This is a genomic window from Enterovibrio norvegicus FF-33, from assembly GCF_000286835.2.
Lineage (GTDB): Bacteria > Pseudomonadota > Gammaproteobacteria > Enterobacterales > Vibrionaceae > Enterovibrio > Enterovibrio norvegicus_A.
This window is the reverse complement of record NZ_AJYD02000031.1, coordinates 189,349-214,512: the sequence shown is the minus strand read 5'-3', so window position 1 is coordinate 214,512 and position 25,164 is coordinate 189,349. Positions and strand designations below refer to the sequence as shown.

At 49.1% G+C, this 25,164-nt stretch carries 30 protein-coding genes; 11 read left to right on the top strand and 19 right to left on the bottom strand.

Annotated elements, in window-relative coordinates; genetic code table 11:
• Positions 1-58 precede the first annotated feature (58 nt).
• The 7 genes from rpsG to fkpA all read right to left on the bottom strand — a co-directional run bounded on the left by rpsG (position 59) and on the right by fkpA (position 3,916).
• Complete coding sequence (rpsG, locus tag A1OO_RS08175; protein WP_016962006.1) at positions 59-529, bottom strand: 30S ribosomal protein S7; 471 nt, start codon at positions 527-529, stop codon at positions 59-61.
• A gap of 97 nt (positions 530-626) precedes the next feature.
• Positions 627-1,001 carry a 30S ribosomal protein S12 gene (gene rpsL / locus A1OO_RS08170; protein ID WP_002535163.1) on the bottom strand — a complete coding sequence of 125 codons (375 nt, stop codon included), beginning with the start codon at positions 999-1,001 and terminating at the stop codon, positions 627-629.
• A 179-nt stretch (positions 1,002-1,180) separates the two neighbouring features.
• A complete protein-coding gene (tusB, locus tag A1OO_RS08165) occupies positions 1,181-1,471 on the bottom strand; it encodes a sulfurtransferase complex subunit TusB (RefSeq protein WP_017002712.1) in 291 nt (96 codons plus the stop codon).
• A gap of 27 nt (positions 1,472-1,498) precedes the next feature.
• Positions 1,499-1,855, bottom strand: a complete 357-nt coding sequence (gene tusC, locus A1OO_RS08160; protein WP_017002711.1) for a sulfurtransferase complex subunit TusC — start codon at positions 1,853-1,855, stop codon at positions 1,499-1,501.
• 9 nt (positions 1,856-1,864) lie between these two features.
• Complete coding sequence (gene tusD / locus A1OO_RS08155) at positions 1,865-2,257, bottom strand: sulfurtransferase complex subunit TusD (RefSeq protein WP_016962003.1); 393 nt, start codon at positions 2,255-2,257, stop codon at positions 1,865-1,867.
• Positions 2,254-2,976: a helix-turn-helix transcriptional regulator gene (locus A1OO_RS08150; protein WP_017002710.1), complete on the bottom strand. Its 723-nt coding sequence runs from the start codon at positions 2,974-2,976 to the stop codon at positions 2,254-2,256. The genes tusD and A1OO_RS08150 overlap by 4 nt, the downstream gene beginning before the upstream one ends.
• Positions 2,977-3,145: 169 nt before the next feature.
• Entirely contained in the window at positions 3,146-3,916 is a 771-nt protein-coding gene (gene fkpA, locus A1OO_RS08145) for an FKBP-type peptidyl-prolyl cis-trans isomerase (RefSeq protein WP_016962001.1), read from the bottom strand.
• A 122-nt stretch (positions 3,917-4,038) separates the two neighbouring features.
• On the opposite strand from fkpA, the gene A1OO_RS08140 reads away from it, so the two are divergent.
• Both A1OO_RS08140 and A1OO_RS08135 read left to right on the top strand, forming a co-directional pair.
• The gene (locus A1OO_RS08140; RefSeq protein WP_016962000.1) at positions 4,039-5,022 is read left to right on the top strand and encodes a WD40 repeat domain-containing protein; all 984 of its coding nucleotides are present in this window, start codon (positions 4,039-4,041) and stop codon (positions 5,020-5,022) included.
• 7 nt (positions 5,023-5,029) lie between these two features.
• Complete coding sequence (locus A1OO_RS08135; protein ID WP_016961999.1) at positions 5,030-5,254, top strand: SlyX family protein; 225 nt, start codon at positions 5,030-5,032, stop codon at positions 5,252-5,254.
• Positions 5,255-5,323: 69 nt separating this feature from the next.
• Here the strand turns inward: A1OO_RS08135 and A1OO_RS08130 are convergent, their stop codons facing one another.
• From A1OO_RS08130 to kefG, 5 genes are all read right to left on the bottom strand, one after another.
• Complete coding sequence (locus tag A1OO_RS08130; protein ID WP_016961998.1) at positions 5,324-6,292, bottom strand: isoaspartyl peptidase/L-asparaginase family protein; 969 nt, start codon at positions 6,290-6,292, stop codon at positions 5,324-5,326.
• A 167-nt stretch (positions 6,293-6,459) separates the two neighbouring features.
• Positions 6,460-7,035, bottom strand: a complete 576-nt coding sequence (slyD, locus tag A1OO_RS08125; protein WP_016961996.1) for a peptidylprolyl isomerase — start codon at positions 7,033-7,035, stop codon at positions 6,460-6,462.
• 110 nt (positions 7,036-7,145) lie between these two features.
• Positions 7,146-7,355: a YheV family putative zinc ribbon protein gene (locus A1OO_RS08120; protein ID WP_017002709.1), complete on the bottom strand. Its 210-nt coding sequence runs from the start codon at positions 7,353-7,355 to the stop codon at positions 7,146-7,148.
• 76 nt (positions 7,356-7,431) lie between these two features.
• The gene (gene kefB, locus A1OO_RS08115; RefSeq protein WP_016961994.1) at positions 7,432-9,228 is read right to left on the bottom strand and encodes a glutathione-regulated potassium-efflux system protein KefB; all 1,797 of its coding nucleotides are present in this window, start codon (positions 9,226-9,228) and stop codon (positions 7,432-7,434) included.
• Positions 9,228-9,791 (bottom strand): glutathione-regulated potassium-efflux system ancillary protein KefG, encoded by a 564-nt coding sequence (gene kefG, locus A1OO_RS08110; protein WP_016961993.1) that lies wholly within the window; start codon positions 9,789-9,791, stop codon positions 9,228-9,230. Before kefG ends, kefB begins: the two co-directional genes overlap by 1 nt.
• Positions 9,792-10,049: 258 nt before the next feature.
• Between kefG and A1OO_RS08105 the strand changes: the two genes are divergently transcribed.
• Together A1OO_RS08105 and A1OO_RS08100 are read left to right on the top strand one after the other, a co-directional pair.
• Entirely contained in the window at positions 10,050-11,972 is a 1,923-nt protein-coding gene (locus tag A1OO_RS08105) for an ABC transporter ATP-binding protein (protein ID WP_017002708.1), read from the top strand.
• The gene (locus tag A1OO_RS08100) at positions 11,915-12,433 is read left to right on the top strand and encodes a TIGR02444 family protein (RefSeq protein WP_198928357.1); all 519 of its coding nucleotides are present in this window, start codon (positions 11,915-11,917) and stop codon (positions 12,431-12,433) included. The genes A1OO_RS08105 and A1OO_RS08100 overlap by 58 nt, the downstream gene beginning before the upstream one ends.
• Positions 12,434-12,445: 12 nt before the next feature.
• Here A1OO_RS08100 and A1OO_RS08095 read toward each other — a convergent pair whose 3' ends face one another.
• Positions 12,446-13,048, bottom strand: coding sequence for a LysE family translocator (locus A1OO_RS08095; protein WP_016961990.1), 603 nt, complete (start codon positions 13,046-13,048; stop codon positions 12,446-12,448).
• A 124-nt stretch (positions 13,049-13,172) separates the two neighbouring features.
• Here A1OO_RS08095 and A1OO_RS08090 point away from each other — a divergent pair, with 124 nt between their 5' ends.
• From A1OO_RS08090 to A1OO_RS08070, 5 genes are all read left to right on the top strand, one after another.
• A complete protein-coding gene (locus A1OO_RS08090) occupies positions 13,173-14,555 on the top strand; it encodes a PLP-dependent aminotransferase family protein (RefSeq protein WP_017002707.1) in 1,383 nt (460 codons plus the stop codon).
• A gap of 11 nt (positions 14,556-14,566) precedes the next feature.
• Positions 14,567-15,535: a hydrolase gene (locus A1OO_RS08085; protein ID WP_017002706.1), complete on the top strand. Its 969-nt coding sequence runs from the start codon at positions 14,567-14,569 to the stop codon at positions 15,533-15,535.
• A 30-nt stretch (positions 15,536-15,565) separates the two neighbouring features.
• On the top strand, positions 15,566-16,543 hold the full coding sequence (locus A1OO_RS08080) for a DUF3187 family protein (protein ID WP_016961987.1): 978 nt from the start codon (positions 15,566-15,568) through the stop codon (positions 16,541-16,543).
• Between the two features lie 8 nt (positions 16,544-16,551).
• Positions 16,552-16,770, top strand: coding sequence for a YheU family protein (locus A1OO_RS08075; protein ID WP_017002705.1), 219 nt, complete (start codon positions 16,552-16,554; stop codon positions 16,768-16,770).
• Positions 16,771-16,840: 70 nt separating this feature from the next.
• Complete coding sequence (locus tag A1OO_RS08070) at positions 16,841-17,710, top strand: phosphoribulokinase (protein ID WP_016961985.1); 870 nt, start codon at positions 16,841-16,843, stop codon at positions 17,708-17,710.
• A 127-nt stretch (positions 17,711-17,837) separates the two neighbouring features.
• Here the strand turns inward: A1OO_RS08070 and A1OO_RS08065 are convergent, their stop codons facing one another.
• Positions 17,838-18,245 carry an OsmC family protein gene (locus tag A1OO_RS08065; protein ID WP_016961984.1) on the bottom strand — a complete coding sequence of 136 codons (408 nt, stop codon included), beginning with the start codon at positions 18,243-18,245 and terminating at the stop codon, positions 17,838-17,840.
• Between the two features lie 236 nt (positions 18,246-18,481).
• On the opposite strand from A1OO_RS08065, the gene crp reads away from it, so the two are divergent.
• Positions 18,482-19,114, top strand: coding sequence for a cAMP-activated global transcriptional regulator CRP (gene crp / locus A1OO_RS08060; protein WP_016961983.1), 633 nt, complete (start codon positions 18,482-18,484; stop codon positions 19,112-19,114).
• 166 nt (positions 19,115-19,280) lie between these two features.
• Positions 19,281-19,481, top strand: a complete 201-nt coding sequence (locus tag A1OO_RS08055) for a hypothetical protein (RefSeq protein ID WP_016961982.1) — start codon at positions 19,281-19,283, stop codon at positions 19,479-19,481.
• A gap of 68 nt (positions 19,482-19,549) precedes the next feature.
• Here the strand turns inward: A1OO_RS08055 and A1OO_RS08050 are convergent, their stop codons facing one another.
• The 5 genes from A1OO_RS08050 to A1OO_RS08030 all read right to left on the bottom strand — a co-directional run bounded on the left by A1OO_RS08050 (position 19,550) and on the right by A1OO_RS08030 (position 25,073).
• Positions 19,550-20,344: a DUF1338 domain-containing protein gene (locus A1OO_RS08050; protein ID WP_017002704.1), complete on the bottom strand. Its 795-nt coding sequence runs from the start codon at positions 20,342-20,344 to the stop codon at positions 19,550-19,552.
• Between the two features lie 43 nt (positions 20,345-20,387).
• Positions 20,388-21,845, bottom strand: a complete 1,458-nt coding sequence (gene astD, locus A1OO_RS08045) for a succinylglutamate-semialdehyde dehydrogenase (protein ID WP_016961980.1) — start codon at positions 21,843-21,845, stop codon at positions 20,388-20,390.
• Positions 21,846-21,854: 9 nt separating this feature from the next.
• Positions 21,855-22,871, bottom strand: a complete 1,017-nt coding sequence (gene astA / locus A1OO_RS08040; protein ID WP_017002703.1) for an arginine N-succinyltransferase — start codon at positions 22,869-22,871, stop codon at positions 21,855-21,857.
• 44 nt (positions 22,872-22,915) lie between these two features.
• Entirely contained in the window at positions 22,916-24,133 is a 1,218-nt protein-coding gene (locus tag A1OO_RS08035) for an aspartate aminotransferase family protein (RefSeq protein WP_016961978.1), read from the bottom strand.
• A gap of 352 nt (positions 24,134-24,485) precedes the next feature.
• Positions 24,486-25,073, bottom strand: coding sequence for an aminodeoxychorismate synthase component II (locus A1OO_RS08030; protein WP_026023778.1), 588 nt, complete (start codon positions 25,071-25,073; stop codon positions 24,486-24,488).
• Positions 25,074-25,164: the final 91 nt, after the last annotated feature.

Here is a 25,164-nt window from a genome sequence, read left to right as displayed (position 1 = left end):
ACTCAGGTCGATCTTGGAATTGGGTTTAGGCGCGGCAGAAGCCGCGCCTAAAAAGGTATTACCAGCGGTAATGAGCAAACGCTTTGTTCGCTTCTGCCATACGGTGAACGTCTTCACGTTTCTTAACAGCAGTACCTTTGTTCTCAGATGCATCTAACATTTCGTTAGCTAGACGCTGAGCCATAGATTTTTCACCACGCTTACGCGCTGCTTCAACCAACCAACGCATAGCAAGTGCGTTACGGCGAACCGGACGTACTTCTACTGGTACTTGGTAAGTTGAACCACCAACACGGCGAGATTTAACCTCTACCGCAGGGCGTACGTTTTCAAGAGCTAGTTCAAACACAGACAGATGTTCTTTACCAGAACGCTCAGCCATGATTTCTAGTGCACCATAAACGATTTTTTCTGCAGTCGACTTTTTACCGTCAACCATTACGATGTTTACAAATTTTGCCAGCAGCTCTGATCCGAACTTAGGATCCGGAAGGATTTTACGCTGACCAATTACGCGACGACGTGGCATGGAATTCTCCGTTGTCTTCTTCAGGTTTTATCCAAAACTTTTCAGTTTTTTCAAAATTACAAATTAATTAGTGTTTGGCCTTACTTAACGGATTCCATTAAGACTTCGGACGTTTCACACCGTACTTAGAACGACCTTGTTTACGGTCATTAACGCCTGCACAGTCAAGTGCACCACGAACGGTGTGGTAACGCACACCTGGAAGGTCTTTTACACGACCGCCGCGGATAAGAACAACGCTGTGCTCTTGCAGGTTGTGACCTTCACCGCCGATGTATGAAGTAACTTCAAAACCGTTGGTCAGGCGAACACGGCAAACTTTACGTAGAGCCGAGTTAGGTTTTTTAGGCGTGGTAGTGTAAACACGAGTACAAACACCACGTTTTTGCGGACACGCTTCCAACGCAGGCACGTTGCTTTTCGCAACTTGCTTGATGCGTGGCTTACGTACCAGCTGGTTAATAGTTGCCATTAAATAGCTCCTGATATTACTTACGTATATGTGTGAAAAATCTATGCCCCACAGAAGTAGGGACGCGAAATTTTAGGCGTCGTCTATTTGGGTGTCAAGATTTATACAACGATCTTTGCATCGAGCAATTTGTAAACGCTGCTATCCTGAGCTTTTACGCTAGTCGAAAGAGACAATATTCACCATTTCATTTGCGTGACATGCTGCTCCGTTAGCGAAACAAAACCTTTAATATCAACAAGTTCGAAATCCTCACTAATTTCCCGACTTAAGCCTCTCGCCACCACATCGTCATGAAGAACATAAATACGACGTCCTGACAACGTCAACGCTTCTTGCCACTCCCCGCTGTCAATTGCGGCGATCACAGCGTCTTCGATCAATAAGATCTCGCTGTTTGGGTCAGAATAGCGCAAACAATTGCTCAACGATGACGACGAAAAAGGAGAAGTACTGACTGTATGAAGCATCGTCTGTCCTTTAAAACTGGAGCACTTTTAGAACTGAAGTACTTTGGCACACTGAGCTAATTGTTCAGCGATCACTTCTGGCGTTGTGATATCGACATCGACAACTAACGATGGTTTGCTCAAGCCGCGTTCACTCAACGATGCTTCACAAACATAGATGTCTTCAACATCGCAAAGTGCCAACATTTTAAATGTTGAAATGTAGTCACGACATAAAATGTCAGCTGGCTGCTGATGCGAGAGAAGTTGCAAGACACCATCACCCACAAAGAACAACACAAGATTTTCACTGTAGTTTGAGGTAGCCAAAACGGCATCAAGCCCTTCACGCCCACTTGCAGATCCATGCGGTGCTGATGAAAAGACAAATCCAAGTTTCTTCATGTTCGAACCTTAAAACTGCACAACGCGATCGGCAGTAAGCATCGCTTCTGACAGCGCACCCAACCCAGCCTGCGAAAAGCCATCTGCCATATTGGATGACGATAACTGATGTTGCTTGGCTTCATCTTGGCTCACTTGTCCACGACGCAGCGCAGCGGCAACGCACGTTTCCAGTTCGGTATTGTTTTCTTTTGCCAACGTTTGCCATGCCACGACCAAATCAAACTCATCGTTGGCAGGCACGGTTAGCGATGAAGCATTAGACACACCATCTTGATAAAAAAAGACACGCGATAATGTGTGCCCTTTCTCCACTAGCGCCTTAGCAAATCGATAGGCTGTCAGTGACGATTGTCGGCCATATACGGGCGCACTCACCACGATGACGTAATCTAGTGTCATCTTTCCTCATCCTCACCTTTACGCTGACGGATATACAGATACACAGTGTGCTTAGAAATATTGAGACGGTCTGCCACACGGTTGATCGCATCTTTGATATCGAAAATACCTTTATCGAACAATTCCATAACGATCTGACGATTCTTGGTGTTATTGGATACGGATTTATCTGCGTTGATTTCTTCGATGGTGCGTTCAACCGTTTGGTCCACTAACTCGTCAACGTCGCTGGCAAAGTTAACCGCAGAAACCGCCTGACGTGCTTCTTCGGTTGGCATAAATGCTTGCAATACCTGAGAAAAAGGAGCGTCCAGATTGATATTGATACAAAGCAGTCCAATGACACGATTTTCGCCATTGCGAATAGCCACCGTGATGGATTTCATCAGAGTGTTGCCCTTGGCACGCGTAAAATAAGCACGGGAGAAGTTGCGTTCAGATCCTTCGATATCACGCAGCATACGTAGCGCCAAATCCGTGATAGGTGAGCCAACCTGACGACCAGTATTCTCGCCGTTGGCAATTTTAATCGCTGACGTATTCAAGTCTTCCAGTGAGTGCAGCACGATTTCACAGTGTTGGCCAATCAATGCAGCTAACCCGTCAACCACGGCTTCATAGGATTTTAGGATAATGTTGTCTTGTTCGGTAAAAGGATTACTTTCGATAAAGTCACTGTCGACGATCACATCTGAACCGAAACTGTCTGTTGATACCACAGGCCTATTTTCCTTTTGTTAGTTTTCGCTCATCAACGGACAAAAGATAAACGAAATCTGCAATCTTTAAAATCTAGCGATAAGTCTAACAGACTTGGTTCAAAAGATGTAAAAACCCCGACAGACGTCGGGGTTTTGAGTGTTCCAATGCTATCGCTTTAAGGCGGTATTAATTAGCGGCTGGTTTACCTTTGATTTCTAGCAGCTCAACATCAAACACTAACGTTGAATTTGCTGGAATAGCAGGCGTGTCTTGCGAGCCATATGCCAACTCAGAAGGGATCACGAATTTGAACTTAGAACCGACAGGCATTAGCTGAACACCTTCTGTCCAACCTGGGATCACGCGGTTGAGTGGGAAAGTCGCTGGCTGGTTACGATCGTAAGAGCTATCAAATTGCGTACCGTCAGTCAGGGTGCCTTTGTAGTGCACAACAACGGTATCTTCCGCTGCTGGTTTCTCACCGTCACCCATTTTCTCAACCATGTACATCAAGCCAGAGTCTGTGGTGGTTACACCATCGGTTTTCGCAAACTGTGTGCGGTACTCATCGCCAGCTTTCACTGCAACCGCTGCTTTCTCTTGCGATTGCTTTTGCGCCATTTCTGCAACACGCTGATCTAGCGCTTGCAATGCCACTTGTGCTTCTTCTTCACTCAATTTTGATTGATCAGCAAAGGCGTCTTGTACACCTTGAAGAACCAGATCAGAGCTTAGTGCCAAACCAATTTCTTGTTGTTGCTCAAGATTTGCTTTTAAATATTGCGCTAACGAAGCACCAATTGCATAGGCGGCTTTGTCATCTTCAGTGGCGAATGTAACGGTTTCAACAGCGACAGGCGCTTCAACTTTCACGGTTTCTTCTTTCGCGTCTTCTTGACAACCTACGGCCAGTGCAACGGTGGCCGCCAGCAATGACATTTTAAAAACTGATTTCATTAGTTACTCCGTTGGTATAAAAACCACATTTCTCTCATTCGCTTACGCGATAAAAATGCGAAAGCCCGAAACGATCAATATACTCGACGTTATAGGGGTCCAAGATAAGGAACACAAGCGTGATGCGACAATTCGTCAGCACAATTTGCTTATTTCTGACACTGTTAGCACTTTCAGGATGCTTTCACTCTACGCGTGAAGCCCAGCGTTGGGCGCTTCATCCTGATGGCGTAACCAGTTTCAGTCTCAGCCGAGATGGGCGTTTTGCCCTCATAGCATCGACTGAACAAGGTATCGTTCTCTGGGACCTAATGCAAAATAAGCAACTTGCTGATTTTGGCTATCAAGACCCAGATAAGAGCACAGTGATCGCCAGTCAGATCTCTGACAACAATCGCTATGCGGTCTCTGCCACATCGCAAAACTTTGCAGTATGGGATTTGGCATGGGGACAAGCAGAAGGCCTTTGGTCGATATCAGACGGGATCATCCGTGGCCTAGACATCAGCAACAACGGCCAGAAAATCCTACTTGCACTGTCAAACGGCAAAGCCTTGTTCGTGGACTTAGGCACAGGAAGACGCTTAGAGTTCCTTGCTCATAAAGAAAAAGTAAACAGTGTCTCTCTCTCGCCCAATGGAAAATATGCCCTGTCAGGCGGCAATGACCACAATGCTTATTTGTGGAGCACTGAAACCGGGCAGATCATCAATACATTTGCACATAGCCACCGTATAACACGCGTTGAACTGCACCGAACTGGAAAATATGCCTTCTCCGCGGACGGCGATGACACGGCCATCATCTGGGATCTTTCAACGGGCGAGGCAATAAGCGAGCTGCAGATGTTCCACCGCTACCCTAACTTTACCACCGCCCGCTTTTCAGACGATGGCAGTAAATTGGTGACGGGAACACCCGCGCGAAGAATAGAATATTGGGACACGGGGACGGGTGATAATCTCGGTCGTTGGTTGGCGGTAGAGCAACAAAATACTCGGCCGCCAAGTGCAGTGGTGTATGATGTGGCGATTGATCCAACCGGACGCGTCATCTCTGGCACATCAGCCGGTATCGCACAAGCTTGGATAGCGCAGGAAGATTGAAAACACCATGACCGAATTTGAACAACAGCTACAAAAGCACATTGAAGATCTTGAAATCAAGCAGGCGTTTCAAGAGCACACCATTGAAGAACTCAATGACGCAGTGACTGCCCATCAAAAGGCGATTGACCGAATGAATACGCAAATTGCGTTTTTGGTCTCCAAACTACGTTCTATGGAACCGGCTAACATTGCGGGCATGGATGAAGAAACGCCGCCACCGCATTATTAGAGTGGGGTGTGGCAATAACAGGTCCTAGGTATGAGGAAGAACCAAGCGATTCTCCCCAGGTTCTAGGGCCTAGCTATTACTCTCAACCCTCAACGCCTCATCTGCAAATATCGCCACCAGCGCATTTCCACTTTCGTCAACTGTCGCTCGGTACATCCCTGCACAGTTCAGTTCAAAGTTAACCTTACCGTTTGCGTCAACCGCAATCACACCGCCTTCACCACCTAGATCAAGAAAATCGCCGTGTATGACATCGCGACAGGCCTGCTCTATCGAGGCATCTCCATATTGCATGCGTCCTGCAATATCACCAGCCACGGTGCAGCGCATTAACAACTCGCCCATACCCGTTGCAGAAACCGCCACATTGCCGTTGCGCGCATAGTTACCACCGCCAACAATAGGTGTGTCACCCACGCGCCCCCAGCGCTTGTTGGTTAAACCGCCAGTGCTTGTGGCTGCTGCCAGGTTACCGTTTTTATCGAGCGCTACTGCACCCACAGTGCCATGTTTTTTTTCATCGGGATAACGCGCTTCTGACAGTGCCACGCCGCCGGTTTTTTTCATCACTTTTAATTCGTTGTAACGGCGCGGCGTAAAGAAGTAATCCTGCTCGGTGTAGTCGTACCCACATTCTTTAAATGCAAACGCTTCTGCACCATCCCCCGCCAGCATGGCATGAGGGCTTTTGAGCATGACATCGCGGGCAAGCTGAATCGGATTTTTGATATGACGAATAAGCGTCACTGCACCCGCATCCAGATTCTGTCCATTCATCACGCAAGCGTCCATCTCCACCGTTTCCTCGTGAGTGAGCACCGAACCTTTACCCGCATTAAATAATGGGCTGTCTTCCATCACCGTGACGGCAGCAACCGTGGCATCTAACGCATTTCCGCCTGACACTAATACGGCATGACCAGCCAGCACAGATAGACGTAGTGCTTCACGATAAGCTTGCTCAAGTTCTGGCGTCATCAAGCTACGTTCGATGGTGCCAGCACCGCCGTGAATAGCAATAGAGAACGGTTGAGGCATCAGAAGTTCCTTGGCGTTTAAGATTCGAGGTTAAGTGGGCAATTAAAGAACTTGATGATGTTGAAGTAAAGCGCTTTTCTCTTTTCACAAAACGAATAAAAAAAACGCCGCTCGGTTTCCCAAGCGGCGTTTCAATCAGAAGTCAGTCGACCTCAGGCATTCAGCAATTAGTGAGAACCACAACCGCCGCCGCCACAACATTCGTGGTCGTCGCCTTTGTCTTCGCCGCCACAACAACCACCTTCGTGGTCATGATCATGGTGACCGCCACAACCACCTTCTTGGTGGATATGACCATGAGCGATCTCTTCTTCTGTTGCTTCGCGTAGTTCAATTACCTCAACGTCAAACGTCAACGTTTGACCAGCCAGCATATGGTTACCGTCAACAACAACTTCGTCGCCATCAACTTCAGTCACTTCTACTGGGATTGGACCTTGGTCCGTATCCGCGAGGAAGCGCATGCCAACAGTAATTTCGTCAACGCCTTGGAACACATCAGCAGGAACACGCTGAACCATTTCGTCCATGTGCTCACCGTACGCGTCTTCCGGCGTAACAGTCACTTCAAATTTCTCGCCCACTTCGCGGCCTTCCAGCGCGTTTTCTAGGCCAATGATCAGGTTGTCGTGACCTTGAAGGTACTGCAATGGGTTCGATTGTGTTGACTCGTCAACCACGATACCGTCTTCGTTTTTCACTTGGTAAGCAATGCTTACTACCACGTCTTTAGTGACTTTCATCTTTACTCCGGAAGCGGTTATTTAAGTCTGGGTGCTGCCATAGCGAGTTTGCATCATGGCCACCTGCTTATTTCGGCGCCGATAATACAGAAAACTGTTCGCTACGACTATCACTGCGGTTTAAATATCCCTATCACTTGTCCATCTTCTTGCTTTGGATCTGACTCAGAAGCTTCCGTTGCTATTGGTGAGCGGCGGTCAGTATGGCCACACTTAACACACTCAACCATTTCCACGTGATGCTCTTGCCACCAGCGCATCGTGTCACTCTCTTTGCATGAGGGGCAGGTTGCGCCAGCAATAAAACGTTTCTTTCTCATGTCAGTCCTTGTACTTATTCCATCAATCACAGCGCCAAATCAGCCGTGTTTATCCCATGATAATCGGCGATTAATATTATTCCCTGTTCCAGCTTTGGTGTCGCTCTGTATCCCCTTTCATTTCGAGGTCGAACAACTCTTCCAGCTCTAAACGGGCTTCTTTCGTTCTTGACGCCGCCGACACATCATCACTGTGATGAGGCTGCATTTCATGCAAACGCATTTCATCTAACTTTCGGAAAAAGGCTTCGGCTCGTTTTGCTTTATACGGATGCATACCCAAGGCGATCAGTGTCTGTTTACCTAAATCCAGCGCGCTTAAAAAGGTTTCTCGCGCAAAGCCGTCCACATTGTGGCCGAGCAATTGATTCGCCTCAACACGACTTCGAGCACGCGCCAACACTTTGAGGTTAGGGAAATGATGCTGACAAATCGTCACAATTTCTATCACCTCCTCCGGCGAATCCGTACAAATGATAATTGCTTCGGCGGATGCAGCGCCAGCAGCACGCAGCAAATCCAGCTGTGTTGCATCGCCGTAATACACCTTATAGCCAAACCTACGCAGCAAAGCGATTTGCGACGGGTCTCGCTCAAGGATTGTCAGTTTAATTTTGTTGGCAAATAGCAAACGCCCGACCACCTGCCCAAATCGGCCAAATCCGGTGATAATGACGCGCCCACCTTCATCATCAAACTGTTCGTTTTCTGGCAACGACACGTCTGCATTAATGGTGCGAGCAAACCATTTATTTTGCAGCATCAGCAAGATGGGTGTTGTCATCATCGACAAGCTTACGACCACCAACAAAAAAGCATTGAGATCAGGGTCTAGCAAACCTTCACCACGTGCGGCGGTGAAAAGTACGAATGCAAACTCGCCGCCCTGACTGAGCAGAAGCGCCACCTGACTTCTCGATTTCGCGCTGCCGCCAAACATGCGAACCAATCCATATATGATGGCGGCTTTCACGCTGATCAAGGCCACAACGGCACTTAATATTTCAATCGGGTATTCGAGTAATAAACCCAAATCGACGGCCATCCCGACTGCGATAAAAAACAGACCGAGTAACAAGCCTTTAAATGGCTCAATGGCAATTTCAAGCTCGTGGCGATATTCACTTTCGGCCAGCAGCACACCCGCGAGGAAGGTACCCAGTGCCATCGATAAGCCCAACGCCTGCATACCAAGCGCAAACCCGATTACCAGCAAGAGGGCGGCAATGGTAAACATTTCCTTTACGCGACTCATCACGACCCAACGCAACAGGGGCCGTAACAAGTAATGCCCGCCCACCAGCAAAAGGACAACGGCACCGAGCATAATGACCACATCGAGCCAGCTGCCGCTGGCGCCACCGGCTAATGCCGGTAACACAGCTAGCATAGGGATCACCGCAATATCTTGAAAAAGCAGCACCGCAAATGCCGATTGCCCGGCTTCAATGCGCATCATGCGTTGCTCTTCAATGATGCGCATGGCAATAGCGGTCGACGAAAGGGCAAGCCCCATCCCAACAATTAAGGCGTCCACGTTAGAGGCGCCAAACATTGCAACCACCAAGCCGATAACCACGGCGCTAATCATCACCTGACTACCGCCCAACCCCAAGATCGGCTTGCGCATTTGCAGCAACTTCTTCGGGTTCAATTCAAGACCAATGAGGAACAAGAGCAATACCACGCCCAATTCGGCGAAGTGCAATATGGCTTCCACATCGCTGATAAGGCCAAGTCCCCAAGGGCCAATGACCACACCCGCGATAAGATAACCAAGCACAGATCCTATCCCAAGGCGTTGAGCAAGCGGCACAGCAACGACGGCAGCCACAAGGAAGATAAGTGCATCGAGAAGGAAATTATGCTCCATCACACCACCTCCGATACGGGATGACACAGCCAATCTGCGTATAACTCTGCGTGTGCATTTCTATCGTCATCGGCAATTCGACGCGCCCAGTGCAGCACTAAGGGCTCAACCCAGCGCATTTGACACAATAGCGCGGTGAGTTCAAACGGCTGAAGTAGTTCTCCCATGCTGTACTTGTTGTAACCGGTTTGGCTGAATGCTTCAGCGGCACCGCCTGTCGTGACGACAAATCGACAGGTCTTGCCAGCCAGCGCATTTCCGCCACCGTGTGCAAAGCCTTTGCCAAGCACCACATCAATCCATTCTTTTAACAGTGACGGGCAAGAGTACATTTGTAGTGGGTGTTGAAATACGATCACATCATGGGCAAGCAAAAGCTCACGCTCATGGTGAACGTCAATAATAAAGTCGGGATACGTGGCATAGAGATCATGAATCGTCACATGTTCGAACTGACGAGCAGTATCAACCATGCGCTTATTTGCCACCGATTCATGCGGATCGGGATGAGCAAATAAGACCAACACTTTTGATCGAAAAAGCGACGTCGTTGTGGTTTCCATTTCGCAGCAAATTCCTATATCACTGTGATGCATCGGCATCTAACAGGCAAAAGCACTAACGCAATATTTTTTATCGTCTTTTTATGATGACACAAAACGCCTTATCATGAGGCACTCTCTGTATATTCTCCACCATACGGTAAATATGGCATCTTTTCATCGCCTCACGCGATCACGTCTTAAGTAAACTTCTGGCCTATGGTATAACTGCGCCAGAATTCTCTACTTCAAAGCATACGGCTGGGGCCGTCAGTTGTCATGATCACACTCTCAGATATTCAGCTTCTTCGCGGCGGCAAACCGCTACTTAATCAAGCGTCGGCCACCATTCACCCTGGCGATAAAGTCGGTCTGGTGGGTAAAAATGGCTGCGGTAAATCTACCCTTTTTGCATTGCTAAAAGGCGAACTATCTCTCGACGCAGGAAGCTGCAACTTCCCAAGTGGTTGGCAACTGGCATGGGTCGCGCAAGAAACACCGGCCCTAGCGCGCGAAGCCGTTGAATACGTCATTGACGGTGATCGTGAATACCGTGCGCTAGAAGCAGCACTGCGTCACGCTGAAGCGATTGATGATGGCCACCAAGCTGCGGTCATTCACGACAAGATTGATGCCGTGGGTGGTTACAGCATTCGAGCCCGCGCTTCAGAGCTCTTAGACGGTCTAGGTTTCAGCCAAGAGCAAATGCAGTGGAATTTGACCCAGTTCTCGGGCGGTTGGCGTATGCGTCTTAACCTCGCTCAAGCTCTGCTTTGTCGCTCAGACCTTTTACTACTCGATGAACCGACTAACCACCTCGATTTAGACGCCGTAATGTGGCTAGAGAAATGGCTGCAAAACTACCGCGGTACCTTAGTATTGATTTCCCATGACCGCGATTTTCTTGATCCTGTGGTCAATCGCATCATTCATATCGAAAACGATTTGTTGAACGAGTACACCGGTAACTATTCATCGTTTGAAACCATGCGCGCTGAAAAACTGATGTTGCAACAGTCGATGTATCAGAAGCAGAAAAAGCAAATGACGCACATGCAGTCATACATTGATCGCTTCCGTTACAAAGCCAGTAAAGCACGCCAGGCACAAAGCCGTATCAAAGCACTGGAGCGCATGGAAAAGGTACTGCCAGCACAATTCGATAACCCCTTCAGTTTCGAGTTTCGCGAGCCGAGCGCCCTGCCAAATCCCATTCTGATGATGAAAGACGTGGCGGCAGGCTATCCTAACAAGCTGATTTTGGAAAAAATTCACCTAAACTTAGTGCCAGGTAGCCGTATCGGTCTATTGGGTCGTAACGGTGCAGGTAAATCAACGCTAATCAAACTTCTGTCTGGTGATCTGCCAGCACAAGCAGGTGAGCTTCAATACTCACAAGGCGTGAAAATTGGCTATTTTGCGCAGCATCAACTTGAAACACTTCGTACCGACGAAACGCCGCTGCAACACATGATGCGCCTTGCCCCAAAATCAACCGAACAACAGTTGCGTGACTATCTCGGTAGTTTTGGCTTTGTCGGCGAAAAGGTATTGGACATCATTGCCCCATTCTCTGGCGGCGAGAAAGCACGCCTAGTGCTGGCATTGATCGTGTGGCAAAAGCCAAACCTGCTGTTGCTCGATGAACCAACGAACCATTTAGACCTTGATATGCGTTCCGCGCTGACATTGGCGCTACAATCATTTGAAGGTGCGATGGTTATTGTCAGTCACGATCGCTACTTGCTGCGCGCCACGACCGATGATTTGTATCTGGTTCACGATCAGCAAGTGTCGCAATTTAACGGTGATTTAAATGACTACCATCAATGGCTCACCGAACAGCAACGCGCCGAGCGTCGTCAGGAACAAGCGGAAAATGCGAAGCCTGTCAGCACCAACTCCCAAGCCGCGCGCAAAGAACAAAAGCGCCTTGAAGCCGAGTTCCGACGTTTGACTGCACCAATACGCAAGAAAATTGACAGTCTGGACACAAAACTTGAAACCTACTCTGCCACAATCGCCGAAGTAGAATCAGCCCTTGCGGAACCTTCCATTTATGAAGTGACCAATAAAGACAAGCTGACAGAGTTACTGCGCAAACAAGCAGATGCAAAATCGTCGCTGGAAGAGGTCGAACTGGAATGGATGGATCTTCAGGAACAACTGGAAGAGATGGACGCGGCACACCAAAACCGCTAAAAAACAATGCCACCGCCGATGGGCTGTGGCAGTTTTGCCTGCAACACTACAGTCAGCAGGAAGTGAAACATGCCTGCCTGAAACTTCAAGACCAGTTCAAAGGTAACGTCAATCTTGCGTTGCTATTGGCATGGCTAGAAGATGCAGGCTTTTCACTGACCAATACCTCGCTGGCTGCGCTTCGTCAATCCATCACCCAATCTGAAACACTACTCGGTCGCTACCGCTTGATGCGACGTGATCTTAAACCTCAGCTATCACGCGGCGCTTACCAAAAAATGTTGAACTACGAATTGACGCTGGAAAAGTTTCAACAACAAGTGCTACTCGCCTGCATCAACCAACAACCATGGCGAGAAAATGGTCCTTCAGCACTTGAGATGTATTGCGGACAGCTCGACCCCGCTGCCCGCTATCTGTATCCAACCTTGACCAAAGGCCTGCACGGCCTGACGGAATAACGCCGCTTTCCGTTACGCCCAAATGAAGAACAAGCATGATGCGGTTAACAAACCCATCACGCGATTGAACACAATCCAGCTTCTTTCAGTGGGCAGCACTTTACCTACCCAGACACCAAAGCCAGCCCAAAGTGACGTTAGCGGAAAACCAACCGCCATAAAAATCAGTACAATCACCATGGCAGACCACCAGTAATCGCCACCTGCAAGTGTAAATGTGCCCACGGCGCTCACTGCCATCGCCCACGCTTTTGGGTTCACGTACTGAAACGCGGCACCTTCAAGCAACGTCATTGGGCGTCTATCACTCAAATCAGCTTGATTCGGTGCACCTGCATTGGCGATACGCCATGACAAAAGCAACAAATACGCGCTCGCCACCAGTTTCATCACCTGCTGAACCCATGGGAACATTTCAAACACGACCCCTAACCCGCCAGCGACAACGGCGATGAGAGAGGCAACACCTAGCGTAATACCCACAAGATGCGGAACAGTGCGACGATAACCGAAGTTTGCCCCCGAGGCGGTCAGCATCATATTGTTTGGCCCCGGTGTGCCTGTCATGGTGGCAGCGAATATCGCCAGTGTTGCCAGAAATGAAAGTTCCATCATGAATTGTCTCCCCGCTCACATTGTATCGATACAATCCATACAGTTTTGTTGAACTAGTCACCATTATTGGTCAGAATTCACGCTAACAGGGATCAAGTTTTCAATCAAAAGGTTTATTGTCACCATGACAATCATGAATATTGTGTTAGAGAAAGACGGCACGCCGATTTACCGTCAAATCGCGGATGCCATTGCAGGCAAAGTTCTCAGTAATGAGCTTGCTGCAGGTGCGAAACTGCCAACCCACAGAGCACTGGCTGATGCATTGTCTGTCACTGTTGGCACGGTAACCCGAGCTTATGCCGAAGCAGAACGACGCGGTATTGTCGAAGCCAAAGTCGGCGCGGGCACTTATGTCAGTGACAGCGACAAACCGCATTGGACCTTTGCTAGCCCTGAACGTCCGGGGATCACCAGCTTTGGCTACAACGTACCACCAGCCATTAATCGCGCCGATTTGTTTTCCGATGCTTTGCAGCAATTGGCTTCACACCCCAATGAATTGAATAACCTGATGCTGTACCAGCCGCCATCTGGCATTGTCCGTCATCGTGAAATCTTGTCGCAGTGGCTAGCACAACACAGCATCATCACTGATCCCAGCCGATTGCTGTTCTGCTCGGGCGCACAAAACGCCATGCAGCTTTGCTTACTGACCCTTTGTCGTGCTGGTGATACCATTCTCGCTGACAAATTCACGTATCCCGGCTTAATGAGCCTCGCGCGTCAACTTCAACTTACGGTCAAGCCAGTGGACATGGATGACGAAGGCATGTTGCCTGATTCGCTGCAAGCAGCCTGTCAGCAGTATCAACCGCGCATGGTGTACTTAACTCCAACTCTGCAAAACCCTACCACCGCCATCATGAGCGAATCTCGTCGCAAGGCACTGATTAACGTGTGTCAAACTCAGCAATTGGTGATTGTCGAAGACGATGTGAACGGATTGCTGCCGCGAGAGCGACCGCAGCCTTTTGTCAATCTGGCGCCAGATGATGTGATTTATATAGGCGGGATGGCGAAAACGTTGGCACCAGGGTTACGTTTGGGTTTTCTGCATCTGCCAGAGCGTTTCTACCCGCAATTTGTCAATGCACTGCAAAATCACAGTTGGATGATCAGTCCCTTGCTCACCGCCATGGCAGCGATCTTGTTGGAAAATGGCGGCGCTAACCAAATTTTAGAAACTATCCGTACTGAAATGGAACAACGCTGGGCATTACTACAACAATATCTTGGCAATGCGGATCTGCGTTTTCATCCCAATGGTTTTCATGGTTGGTTACGACTCCCCGATGAATGGTCATTGAGCGAATTCCTCACTGCGTGTAAAGCACAGGGGTTGGAGATCAAATCCTCTGAGCTGTTTGTGCCAGCGGGATATTCTGCACCACCTTGCGTGCGGATTGCAGTGAGTGCGCCGCCCAATAGAGAAACGCTGGAAAACGGCTGCCAGCAGCTGGCACAATTGCTAGCCAATCCCCCGCTGTCCGAATTTGCGATGTGAGTGTGACCTTGATGACTGAAAATTTCGAGCCCATGAAATGGGGACGTAACCCCCACGTGCAAACACTGTTGCCTCGCTTTGTCAGACGCAAAGCCTTGTTTGAACCGATCTGGCAGCGCATAGATACCCCTGACGGTGACTTTCTCGATCTGTGCTGGACAGAGCCACCAGAACAAGCCCAAGGCAAACCTGTGGTTATCTTGTTTCATGGTTTAGCGGGGTGTTTTTACAGCCCATACGCCAACGGCCTGCTCAACGCCTTCAAACAACAAGGTTGGCTCGGTGTCATGATGCATTTTCGAGGCTGTAGCGGTCTGATTAACCGCCAGCCACGCAGCTACCATTCAGGTGAAACCAGCGATGCGCGCTTTGTTCTGGAATACATCAGTACCCGTTTCCCCGACGTACCTAGGGTTGCAACGGGCGTGTCACTGGGCGGCAATATGTTGGTGCGCTATCTGGCCGAATTTAACCATGACCCGTTGATTAACGCCGGCTGTGTGATCAGCCCGCCTCTCGATTTAGCGGCTTGTTCATCGCGTATCCAGCTCGGGTTTTCCAAGGTTTATCAGGCTTACTTGCTGCGTTCAATGAATCGTACCCTGTCGAAAAAGCTCGAACGTCACCCCGAAATCGGTCATTGGAAAAGTGGTCAGAAAGTGAAGATATCGACACTCTATGAGTTTGATGAAACCGTCACTGCACCACTCCATGCATTTAAAAGCGCGGAGGATTATTACAAACTATGCAGTGGGTTATCTGTCTTACAAGACATTGCGACACCGCTGAAAGTGATCCATGCTAAAGATGACCCATTTATGACACAGGCAGTGATACCAACCGGTCACCTGCCCGATAACATTGATTACCATTTAACAGAGTATGGCGGTCATGTTGGCTTCGTGTCAGGTACGCTCAAGCACCCCGAGTTTTGGCTTGAGAAGGAAGTACCACGCTGGTTAGCCCTGCACTTAGAATAGCCACAACACGCAGGGCGAGAGAGGTGAAATATGACATTATCTCGCACTGCTTTTTCGCTATTGGCGATATCTTTCTTTGTGCCCAGTGCCCATGCCGATACCATGCGCTTTGGGCCACTCATTTCACAAAGCCAAGCGCCACTGCAAATCACAGGGTTAACGCCCATCATGCAAGACCCCACGCTTTTGCAAGCGGATGAAACGGAGGTATTTGCCTCTGCAACGATGGCAAGCGTGTGGGCGAATACCCCAGAATATCAATTCGATTATTACCACAATCAATTCATGCTCGGTTTCATGCATGCACTCAGTGAAGAGACAAAGTTCGGTGTTTGGTATCAATACCGTTATGCTGCCAATAATCGTCTAGATGGGCTGACGGAAAAGTTTCACAGCGTTTTTGGCATTGATCAAAATGGGCGCACCGAGGTCAATGAAAACCGCTTTTATATCGACTATCCCAGCGACAACAACGATCCAATGGAAGATTTTGTCGGCGACCCATTGCTAAGCGCCATTAACCTCTATGGTGAACAGACCCTCTATCGCACAACGCACCATGCCATTAGCCTAGGCGTCACCTTGTTTTTCAATCGCGTCAGCCACGGCATTTTTACCAACACGTCTTTTGAACAGTCTTTGCAGGTCAATTACGCCTACCAACAAGAAAATCATCACGTAACAGCGACGATTGCGATGGTGCATCGACCCAACAAACAGCAACATTTCGCTCCGGTAAAGTCCGTCGGAATGAATGGAGGAATTAGCTACCAGTATCGATGGCGAGAAAACCATGACTTCATTGGTGAATACCTTATCTCACAAGCTAAAACTGACAGTAAGGAGTTGGGAGAGCTCACATCACCCGTTCATGAGTTCGCGCTAGGTTATCGCTACCTTTTTGATACCAGTGCGATAGAATTGTTGGCACTAGAAAACATGTTTAACCACGATAACAGCACCGATATCGTGTTTAGTGCCACTTTCCGCCACCGTTTTATGTTGTAGGTATCGCGATGATCATCCCTTGGCAAGAAATCCCAGAAGAGACCCTGAAAAACTTGGTTGAGCACTTTGTGCTGCGCGAGGGCACAGACTATGGCGAGCAAGAAGCAAGCTTCGATGAAAAAGTCGAACAAGTCTATGTCCTGCTCAAGAACAAAGAAGCCATGGTGGTCTATTCTGAGTTACACGAAACGGTCGATATCAAGCACGCGCGATCACTCAGCGCTTAACGTCTGCTTGACCAATACGCTACACCCTGTTAATTGTTTGACATCATTTTAAAAATTGACAGGGTTTGTCATGTCTGCAAAACACCCGATTATTGCAGTCACCGGTTCATCTGGGGCAGGAACCACCACCACTTCCGACGCATTTCGGAAGATATTCAATATGATGGACATCCGCGCGGCCTGGGTTGAAGGCGACAGTTTTCACCGTTTTACGCGTCCTGAAATGGACGTTGAAATTCGCAAGGCCAGAGAGCAGGGTCGTCACATCAGCTATTTTGGCCCTCAAGCCAATGATTTCCCAAGACTAGAATCCTTTTTCGATGAATATGGCAAACACGGTACGGGACAATTCCGCCGTTACTTGCATACGTTTGATGAAGCAGTGCCGTATAACCAAATGCCAGGTACGTTTACGGCATGGCAAGATTTGCCAGAGAATAACGACTTAATGTTCTATGAAGGGCTTCACGGCGGTATTGCCGACGGCGAAATTAACGTGGCTCAGCATGTTGATTTGCTCATTGGCATGGTGCCAATTGTGAACCTGGAGTGGATTCAGAAATTTGTTCGCGACACGCGCGACCGCGGCCACTCACGAGAAGCCGTGACGGACTCCATCGTGCGCTCAATGGACGATTATCTTAACTACATCACGCCGCAGTTTAGTCGCACACACATTAACTTCCAGCGCGTACCGACCGTTGATACCTCTAACCCGCTTAACGCTAAAGGCATTCCAAGTCTTGATGAAAGCTTTGTCGTGATACGTTTTCGCGGCATCAAGAAAGTGGATTTCCCTTATTTTCTGGCCGTGATCCAAGGCTCTTTCATGTCACGGCATGACACCTTGGTTGTGCCTGGGGGCAAAATGAGCTTCGCCATGGAGTTGATCATCCAACCGCTTATTCAGCAGTTAATCGAAACGGGCAAGATAAGCTAAGCCCACGAGAGCCTCCCTTTTCTGTATGAAGATCTTGGCAATCCATTGATAAACAGTCAATAGCAAAAAAGGAGGGCATGCCCTCCTTTGTTTTATGGTCACTTCCAACAAAACCGCAAACACGCCATTAAGCCGCCTCACGAACCTCGTAAGAGTGGGTCATTTCAATACTGGCACCCAACATCAAACACACCGAGCAGTATTTCTCTAGGCTGTCTTTGACCGCAGAAGCCACCAATGCTTCATCCAATGCGGTACCTGTGACCACAAAGTGAATATTGATCTGGGTAAACAAGCGCGGTGCTTGCTCTCGGCGCTCTGCCGTCAGTTCGGCTTCACAATATGACACTGCTTGATTAGCCGCTTTAAGCGCTGCAACAACGTCGACAGAGCTGCATCCACCGGCCCCCATCAGCACCATTTCCATTGGACTCGGGGCTTTTTCTCCGCCATTCCCATCCATCACGATGCTATGACCTGAATTCGACTGCCCTAAAAACGTCTCTTTTCCGCACCACTTGACGCTTGCTCGCATCTATTTCTCCTGTTTACTTTCAGTGTCGTGATCTTGTCCACGTTTTTAGCCTTTAATAGGGGGGGAAGTCCATATCAAAATCAAGAAATCGTGCTGGAAAAAGGATAAACTCAATGACTCAAACAGAGAGCTTGTAGCCTGACGGTTGACACTTTATGCTATCCCACGGACTTGTGCCGCAGGACGGTGGGCTAAGGAAGACTCATCAGGCAACAACTGCAGAGGAAATGAGAGATATGGTTCCAGGAAAACCTCAAACAGACCCAACACTAGAGTGGTTCCTTTCACACTGCCACATTCATAAGTACCCATCAAAAAGTACGCTGATTCATGCTGGTGAGAAAGCTGAAACGCTTTATTACATCGTGAAAGGCTCTGTGGCTGTACTGATCAAGGATGAAGAAGGCAAAGAGATGATCCTTTCTTACCTCAACCAGGGCGACTTCATTGGCGAACTGGGCTTATTTGAGGAAGATCAGGAGCGTACAGCTTGGGTTCGCGCTAAATCTCCATGCGAAGTCGCTGAAATCTCATTCAAAAAATTCCGTCAGCTGATTCAAGTGAATCCAGACATTCTGATGCGCCTTTCTTCTCAGATGGCTCGTCGTTTGCAAATCACTAGCCAAAAAGTTGGTGACTTAGCATTCCTAGATGTGACTGGTCGTATCGCGCAAACACTGCTTAATCTGGCGAAACAACCAGATGCTATGACTCACCCAGACGGTATGCAAATCAAGATCACCCGTCAGGAAATCGGTCAAATCGTAGGTTGCTCACGTGAAACCGTTGGTCGTATTCTGAAGATGCTGGAAGAGCAGAATCTAATTTCTGCACACGGTAAAACTATCGTGGTATACGGTACTCGCTAAGCATTATTGCTTTGAAATGAAAGCCACCATTATGGTGGCTTTTTTGTTTGAGCATGATCACTATCACGTCAAAAAATCCACAAAACCCCTTTCCCAGTGCTACCTTTCAATGCAAAGCATGTATACATTTACGTGCAACGTTTTTTTGCGATGATGGAGCATCGATATGGACTTGGAACATCAAGCGTTTAGCCGCATAAATACGACACCTGCCGTCGTCCCTTGGGGTCAGGTCAGCACCGAATTAACTGGCTTTGCCGGTATGTCTCACTATCAGCTACAGCGCATGCTCGGTGATGACGGACGCAAATCAACACCGACCTCTCACGAAGAGTGGCCATCAAACTTGGTATCAGAGCGCAATTAGATCGGCGAACGGTACACGCGATGGGCAATCGCTACAGGAGTAGCGACTGCATGAGCCACTAACGGTCCCTACTTATCGGTACTTTCAAAGATTTTATCTGCCGAGGCCTCAACAAACCCTTGATACAGGCTTCCGTTCGGTAACGGGTAACGTTTGGCAAACTCATAAAACCCACCCGGGATCATCAGTTCTTCATCACTAAAGCGCACCGTCACTTTGTCCGCCATGGTTGCCGATTGCTCCAAGCGCACTTGCGGATCCCCTTTCACCTCACCGCCAGATTCATTAATCGCAAAACCTGACTCTCGCAGCAATTGGTTCACATCCAACACGTCATGGAGCGTACTCAATTGATTCACACTCACCGTGAAATGATTGGCACCAAAGCCATGAGCAGACAGCCAACCTGCATATTCACTTTCCGCCGCTAACTGATGATAAGTTTCCGTGTCAATGCCCCACAAACGACCACCATACAAGAACGCGGGATCATTAAGTGCTGTGTCATCTACCTGATCAACCAAGGCACGAACAGCCTGCTGCAGTTCCGTGGAACACTGTCCCACCAGCAACTCACTGATAAACACTTTGGGTGCATCAGGGTTAGGATGCTCATAATGCCGCGCGTACAGTTTTTTCGCTTTGAAATGGTACTCCCCTTTAGGGGTATAACCGATGGCGATAAACGGCGCAGCCAAACGATCTAGCCCCACCTTGGGTAACGCAAAAGTGCGCAACGCGATGTGGTCATTGAGAAGCGGACTGCCCTCTTCTAATAACGCATGCACTTTTGCTGCCGACGGGCATAACCTATCGATATAGTCTTTCCAAAGCTCATCAAATAAAGCCTGAACGCGCTCCATCACATCCTCCTACATTGAGTGTTCGGTAGTTACTTATCTTTTGTTACAACGACAGCCCAGGGCTGAGTTGATCAGGCAAGGACACATCCTCACCTTCCATTGACGCCATAGGATAAGCGCAATAGTCAGCGGCATAGTAAGCACTTGGTCGTAAATTGCCTGATGCTCCCGGCCCGCCGAAAGGTGCATCACCACTCGCGCCCGTTAGCTGGCGATTGCGATTAACGATACCTGCGCGAATATGGTCAAGAAAATACGCCCATTCTGCGTCATCGGTTGAAATTAACCCTGCCGACAAACCGTAGCGGGTATCATTGGCCAGCGTGACGGCGTCTTCAAGAGAGTCATAACGCACCACTTGAAGTAGTGGCCCGAAATATTCTTCATCAGGCAATTGAGCCACTTGGCTCACTTCAATAATGCCCGGAGTGACGACGGCATCATGCAGCAACTGGGCTTTTAGAAGCGGCTGCCCACCCAGTGATTCGAGATTGCCCTGAGCAGCAAGAATGCCTTCTGCTGCGCGCACAGAGATTTGTGACCCCATGAACGAGGCAGGTTGATCAAATTGACCACCCACTTTGATGTTTTTGGCCATCTCAACCAAACGCGAAAGCAATGCATCACCGCGATCGCCTTTCGGTACATAAAGACGACGAGCACAGGTGCAACGCTGCCCTGCACTGATAAATGCGGATTGAATGATGGTATACACGGTGGCATCAAGATCGCCGTATTGATCGGAAATCACCATCGGGTTATTTCCGCCCATTTCCAACGCCAACATTTTGCCCGGCTCTCCCGCAAATTGACGATGCAGAATATGACCTGTGTTAGCGCTACCTGTGAACAACAGACCATCGATGCCTTTAGATTGTGCCAGCGCCTCGCCCGTTTCACGCCCTCCTTGGACCATATTGATCACGCCTTTCGGCAGTCCCGCCTCAATCCAAAGCTTAATGGTTTCTTCTGCTGTTTTTGGCGTTAAATCCGAAGGTTTAAATACCACGGTATTCCCCGCCAACAACGCGGGAACAATATGACCGTTCGGCAAATGTCCGGGGAAATTGTAAGGCCCAAATATCGCCATTACCCCTAGAGGGCGATGGCGTAGCACCGCCTGTGTGCCAGCAACATCTTTGCTGCGCTCACCCGTTCGTTCTTGATAAGCACGCAGTGAAAGGGCAATTTTCCCGACCATGGCAGCAGCTTCAGTGCGGGTTTCCCACAGTGGCTTACCGGTTTCTTCGGCAATCACTTGTGCCATGTGTTCGCTGTTTTCTTTTAGCTTCTCGGCAAAACGTTCGACCAGTGCCTGACGTTCTGCGAAAGCGGTGTGCTTCCATGTGGCAAACGCGTCTCTCGCCGAACTCACAGCGGCTTCCACTTGTGGAGATGTGGCTGCTCGTCCCTGCCATATTGACTCACTGTTAAACGGATTCAGTGAATCAAACATATCGCCATCACCCGCGATGGGCTGGTTATCAATCCATTGTGTCATCATCTACTCCTACACCGACACGAGTCGCACGTTATCACCATTTTTGACACTCAACGCATCGGCGACTTCTTGGCTGATCAACGCTTCATTGCGCTCTTCGTCCACACCAATCTTGGCGGACGTGGCGCGAAAATTTTGAAAGTCACTGTTACAAATCAGGTAATCCTGCGCACTGCTGTGCTCCGCAATCTTCACCCTTGCAGTGAACGAGCGGCGAATAGAATCAATGTTCTGACGTAGACACTCCACTGTAGGCCCCGCATCAAAAATATCGACGTAGCCACGACGCGTGAAGCCTTCCTTTTCAAGCAAACGCAGCGCTGGACGGGTTTTTTCATGCACCTCACCAATCACTGCACGGGCTTCATCACTCAACAGGTTGACGTAAATCGGCAACTTGGGCATCAAATCCGCGATAAAGCCTTTCTGTCCAATGCCAGTTAAATAATCCGCCAGCGTAAAATCAATCGAAAAGAAATGCTCTTTCAGCCACTTCCAAAACGGTGAGTTACCTTCTTCATCAGACACGCCGCGCATTTCAGCGAAAATCACGTCTGAGAACTTTTCGGGGAACTGCGCCAGCATCAAGAAGCGGCATTTCGACAGCAACTTACCATTGAGACCACCACGAAACTCTGGGCGTAAAAACAGGGTGCATATTTCTGTCGCGCCCGTGTAGTTATTGCCAAAGGTCAGCACTTCTACCACGTTGTGGACATTTAACCGGCGTGAGTGATGCACCACCTTGCTGATGTGGTAGCTGTAAAACGGATTGTCCATCCCAATCGCTGCTTCAATACCCGTCGTACCTGCGATCTCTCCCGTTTCAGTGTCCTCAGCAACCATGAGGTAACCTTCGGTGCCTGGCGCTTGGGCATCGCGGCCAAAACTGTCTACCGAGTGGTCGATACGGCCTTGGATCAATTCATCATTGACCGGCAGCGACGTGAATCCGTGACCCGACTCTACGGCGCACAGCATCAGCGCATCAAAATCAGTTTTCTTTATGGGACGAATTACCAACATCTTACTTCCTCCTGCTGCAATGGATGGTCAAAACAGGACGGCAATTAAGCCGCCGCCAGTTTCGCCAGCGCACGATCCAGACGCGCTAAACCTTCTTCTACTTCTTCTTTGGTAATAACCAGTGATGGCGTCATGCGAACCACGTTGGCACCGGCTACCAGCAGCAGCAAGCCTTCATCACCTGCAGCCAGCAATACGTCTCGCGCTCGGCCGTTCCATTTGTCGTTAAGAGCTGCGCCAATCAGCAAGCCCTTACCACGGATCTCACTGAACATATTGTATTTGGCATTCAGCGCTTCAAGACCGTCACGAAACCAACCTTCGCGCTCTTTCACACCAGCAAGTACTTCAGGCTTACTCACTTCTTCCACGACCGCTTCTGCTACTGCACACGCCAGTGGATTACCGCCGTACGTTGAACCGTGCGTACCGACTTTCATGTGCGCTGCCAGAGCTTTTGTGGTCAGCATGGCCCCAATAGGGAAGCCACCGCCCAGTGATTTTGCTGTGCTGAGGATGTCCGGTGTCACCCCCGTTTGCTCATAGGCATAGAAGGTACCCGTACGGCCATTGCCAGTTTGCACTTCATCGAAAATCAGCAATGCATGGTGCTTATCACAAAGCTCACGTACACCTTGCAAGAAGGCTGAATCTGCCGTGACAATACCGCCCTCACCTTGCAAAGGCTCCATCATAATGGCGCACGTTTTGTCAGACATGGCCGCAGCCAATGCTTCAAGATCGTTATATGGCAGATGGGTGACATTGCCCGGTTTCGGGCCAAAGCCATCAGAGTAAGCGGCTTGCCCACCAACGGTCACCGTAAAGAAAGTACGCCCATGGAAACCTTGAGCAAACGCGATGATCTCGCTTTTCTCTGGACCATGTTCTTCCACTGCCCAGCGACGGGCCAGCTTCAGTGCGGCTTCATTGGCTTCTGCGCCGGAATTGGCAAAAAACACACGTTCGGCAAAGCTCACTTCCGTCAGTTTTTTCGCCAAACGCAGCGCGGGAGCGTTGGTCATCACATTGCTCAGGTGCCACAGCTTGTCGGCCTGTTCTTTTAGCGCATTCACCATCACTGGGTGGCAGTGACCAAGACAGCTCACCGCAATCCCGCCAGCAAAGTCGATATATTCACGATCGTCTTGATCCCAGATGCGCGAGCCTTGGCCTCTATCTGGAATCATTGTCATTGGTGCATAACAGGGCACCATTACTTCATCGAACAATTTACGTTCTACTTTATGTCCGGCTGTCATCGCTCATATCCTTCTGTCGATTCTGCTTTAAGCATAGTATTTACATTTCGTTAACCACATCAATAGCAGAAAATATCAAACCCTTAGGCTGTAAAGATGGGTAAATTCATCACAGTGCCATAGTTATGCGCAATTTCGGCAAAATGATTAATAGAGCAAGAGGTAAGAGTGTCTTTCCTAGTGGGAAACAAAGCGAAGATGAAAGATTGAAGATGAATAAGGTTTCACTGTGAACGGTGAGAAAACCGCGTGATTTAAATGTAAATTTAGTGATACAGATCGTTTTGCTCGTCAGCGTCAGAACTCAAAGCATCACAGAGGGAAGGTTATCGCCCAAACTCAGAAGCAACGGCTAAGACATGACAGAAGAAGAAAGGAAGTTAGCGAGAAGTTGATGACCTTGCTCGGTCAAAATGCTTTCCGGATGAAATTGAACCCCTTCAAGTGCAAGGGTGCGATGGCGAATCCCCATAATCTCATCAAACACACCATCGCGTTCTGTCCATGCCGTGACATCAAAACAATCGGGCAGAGAATCCGCATCTACCACTAATGAATGGTAGCGCGTGACGGTCAGGGGGTGATTCAACCCTTCAAACACTCCGATGCCTCGATGTGTCACTGGACTGGTTTTTCCATGCATGACTTGCCTCGCGCGCACCACCTGAGCGCCAAATGCCTGCGCCATGGCTTGATGCCCAAGGCAAACACCAAGAATAGGCAGCTTTCCTGCATAGTGTGCGATGGCTTCAAGGGATATACCGGCATCATCCGGCGTGCAAGGTCCTGGGGAAATCACGAGGTGAGTCGGCGCCATGGCATCGATATCGGCAAGGGTGATGGCATCGTTGCGGTGCACTTCAACCTTTGCACCTAACTGGCAAAAGTACTGATAGAGGTTGTAAGTAAAAGAGTCGTAATTATCAATAATTAACAGCACAGTCGATTCCGCCACATCCTTCTCGCACTACGTCAGCGAGACTGGGCGCAAATGCTACCACAGCAATCTGCGCGCTGCATTAGATGGCTGC

Coding starts and splice junctions, on each gene's coding strand:
- rpsG (WP_016962006.1), bottom strand. CDS start 529: ATGCCACGTCGTCGCGTAATTGGTCAGCGTAAAATCCTTCCGGATCCT.
- rpsL (WP_002535163.1), bottom strand. CDS start 1,001: ATGGCAACTATTAACCAGCTGGTACGTAAGCCACGCATCAAGCAAGTT.
- tusB (WP_017002712.1), bottom strand. CDS start 1,471: ATGCTTCATACAGTCAGTACTTCTCCTTTTTCGTCGTCATCGTTGAGC.
- tusC (WP_017002711.1), bottom strand. CDS start 1,855: ATGAAGAAACTTGGATTTGTCTTTTCATCAGCACCGCATGGATCTGCA.
- tusD (WP_016962003.1), bottom strand. CDS start 2,257: ATGACACTAGATTACGTCATCGTGGTGAGTGCGCCCGTATATGGCCGA.
- fkpA (WP_016962001.1), bottom strand. CDS start 3,916: ATGAAATCAGTTTTTAAAATGTCATTGCTGGCGGCCACCGTTGCACTG.
- A1OO_RS08140 (WP_016962000.1), top strand. CDS start 4,039: ATGCGACAATTCGTCAGCACAATTTGCTTATTTCTGACACTGTTAGCA.
- A1OO_RS08135 (WP_016961999.1), top strand. CDS start 5,030: ATGACCGAATTTGAACAACAGCTACAAAAGCACATTGAAGATCTTGAA.
- A1OO_RS08130 (WP_016961998.1), bottom strand. CDS start 6,292: ATGCCTCAACCGTTCTCTATTGCTATTCACGGCGGTGCTGGCACCATC.
- slyD (WP_016961996.1), bottom strand. CDS start 7,035: ATGAAAGTCACTAAAGACGTGGTAGTAAGCATTGCTTACCAAGTGAAA.
- A1OO_RS08120 (WP_017002709.1), bottom strand. CDS start 7,355: ATGAGAAAGAAACGTTTTATTGCTGGCGCAACCTGCCCCTCATGCAAA.
- kefB (WP_016961994.1), bottom strand. CDS start 9,228: ATGGAGCATAATTTCCTTCTCGATGCACTTATCTTCCTTGTGGCTGCC.
- kefG (WP_016961993.1), bottom strand. CDS start 9,791: ATGGAAACCACAACGACGTCGCTTTTTCGATCAAAAGTGTTGGTCTTA.
- A1OO_RS08105 (WP_017002708.1), top strand. CDS start 10,050: ATGATCACACTCTCAGATATTCAGCTTCTTCGCGGCGGCAAACCGCTA.
- A1OO_RS08100 (WP_198928357.1), top strand. CDS start 11,915: ATGGATGGATCTTCAGGAACAACTGGAAGAGATGGACGCGGCACACCA.
- A1OO_RS08095 (WP_016961990.1), bottom strand. CDS start 13,048: ATGATGGAACTTTCATTTCTGGCAACACTGGCGATATTCGCTGCCACC.
- A1OO_RS08090 (WP_017002707.1), top strand. CDS start 13,173: ATGACAATCATGAATATTGTGTTAGAGAAAGACGGCACGCCGATTTAC.
- A1OO_RS08085 (WP_017002706.1), top strand. CDS start 14,567: ATGACTGAAAATTTCGAGCCCATGAAATGGGGACGTAACCCCCACGTG.
- A1OO_RS08080 (WP_016961987.1), top strand. CDS start 15,566: ATGACATTATCTCGCACTGCTTTTTCGCTATTGGCGATATCTTTCTTT.
- A1OO_RS08075 (WP_017002705.1), top strand. CDS start 16,552: ATGATCATCCCTTGGCAAGAAATCCCAGAAGAGACCCTGAAAAACTTG.
- A1OO_RS08070 (WP_016961985.1), top strand. CDS start 16,841: ATGTCTGCAAAACACCCGATTATTGCAGTCACCGGTTCATCTGGGGCA.
- A1OO_RS08065 (WP_016961984.1), bottom strand. CDS start 18,245: ATGCGAGCAAGCGTCAAGTGGTGCGGAAAAGAGACGTTTTTAGGGCAG.
- crp (WP_016961983.1), top strand. CDS start 18,482: ATGGTTCCAGGAAAACCTCAAACAGACCCAACACTAGAGTGGTTCCTT.
- A1OO_RS08055 (WP_016961982.1), top strand. CDS start 19,281: ATGGACTTGGAACATCAAGCGTTTAGCCGCATAAATACGACACCTGCC.
- A1OO_RS08050 (WP_017002704.1), bottom strand. CDS start 20,344: ATGGAGCGCGTTCAGGCTTTATTTGATGAGCTTTGGAAAGACTATATC.
- astD (WP_016961980.1), bottom strand. CDS start 21,845: ATGACACAATGGATTGATAACCAGCCCATCGCGGGTGATGGCGATATG.
- astA (WP_017002703.1), bottom strand. CDS start 22,871: ATGTTGGTAATTCGTCCCATAAAGAAAACTGATTTTGATGCGCTGATG.
- A1OO_RS08035 (WP_016961978.1), bottom strand. CDS start 24,133: ATGACAGCCGGACATAAAGTAGAACGTAAATTGTTCGATGAAGTAATG.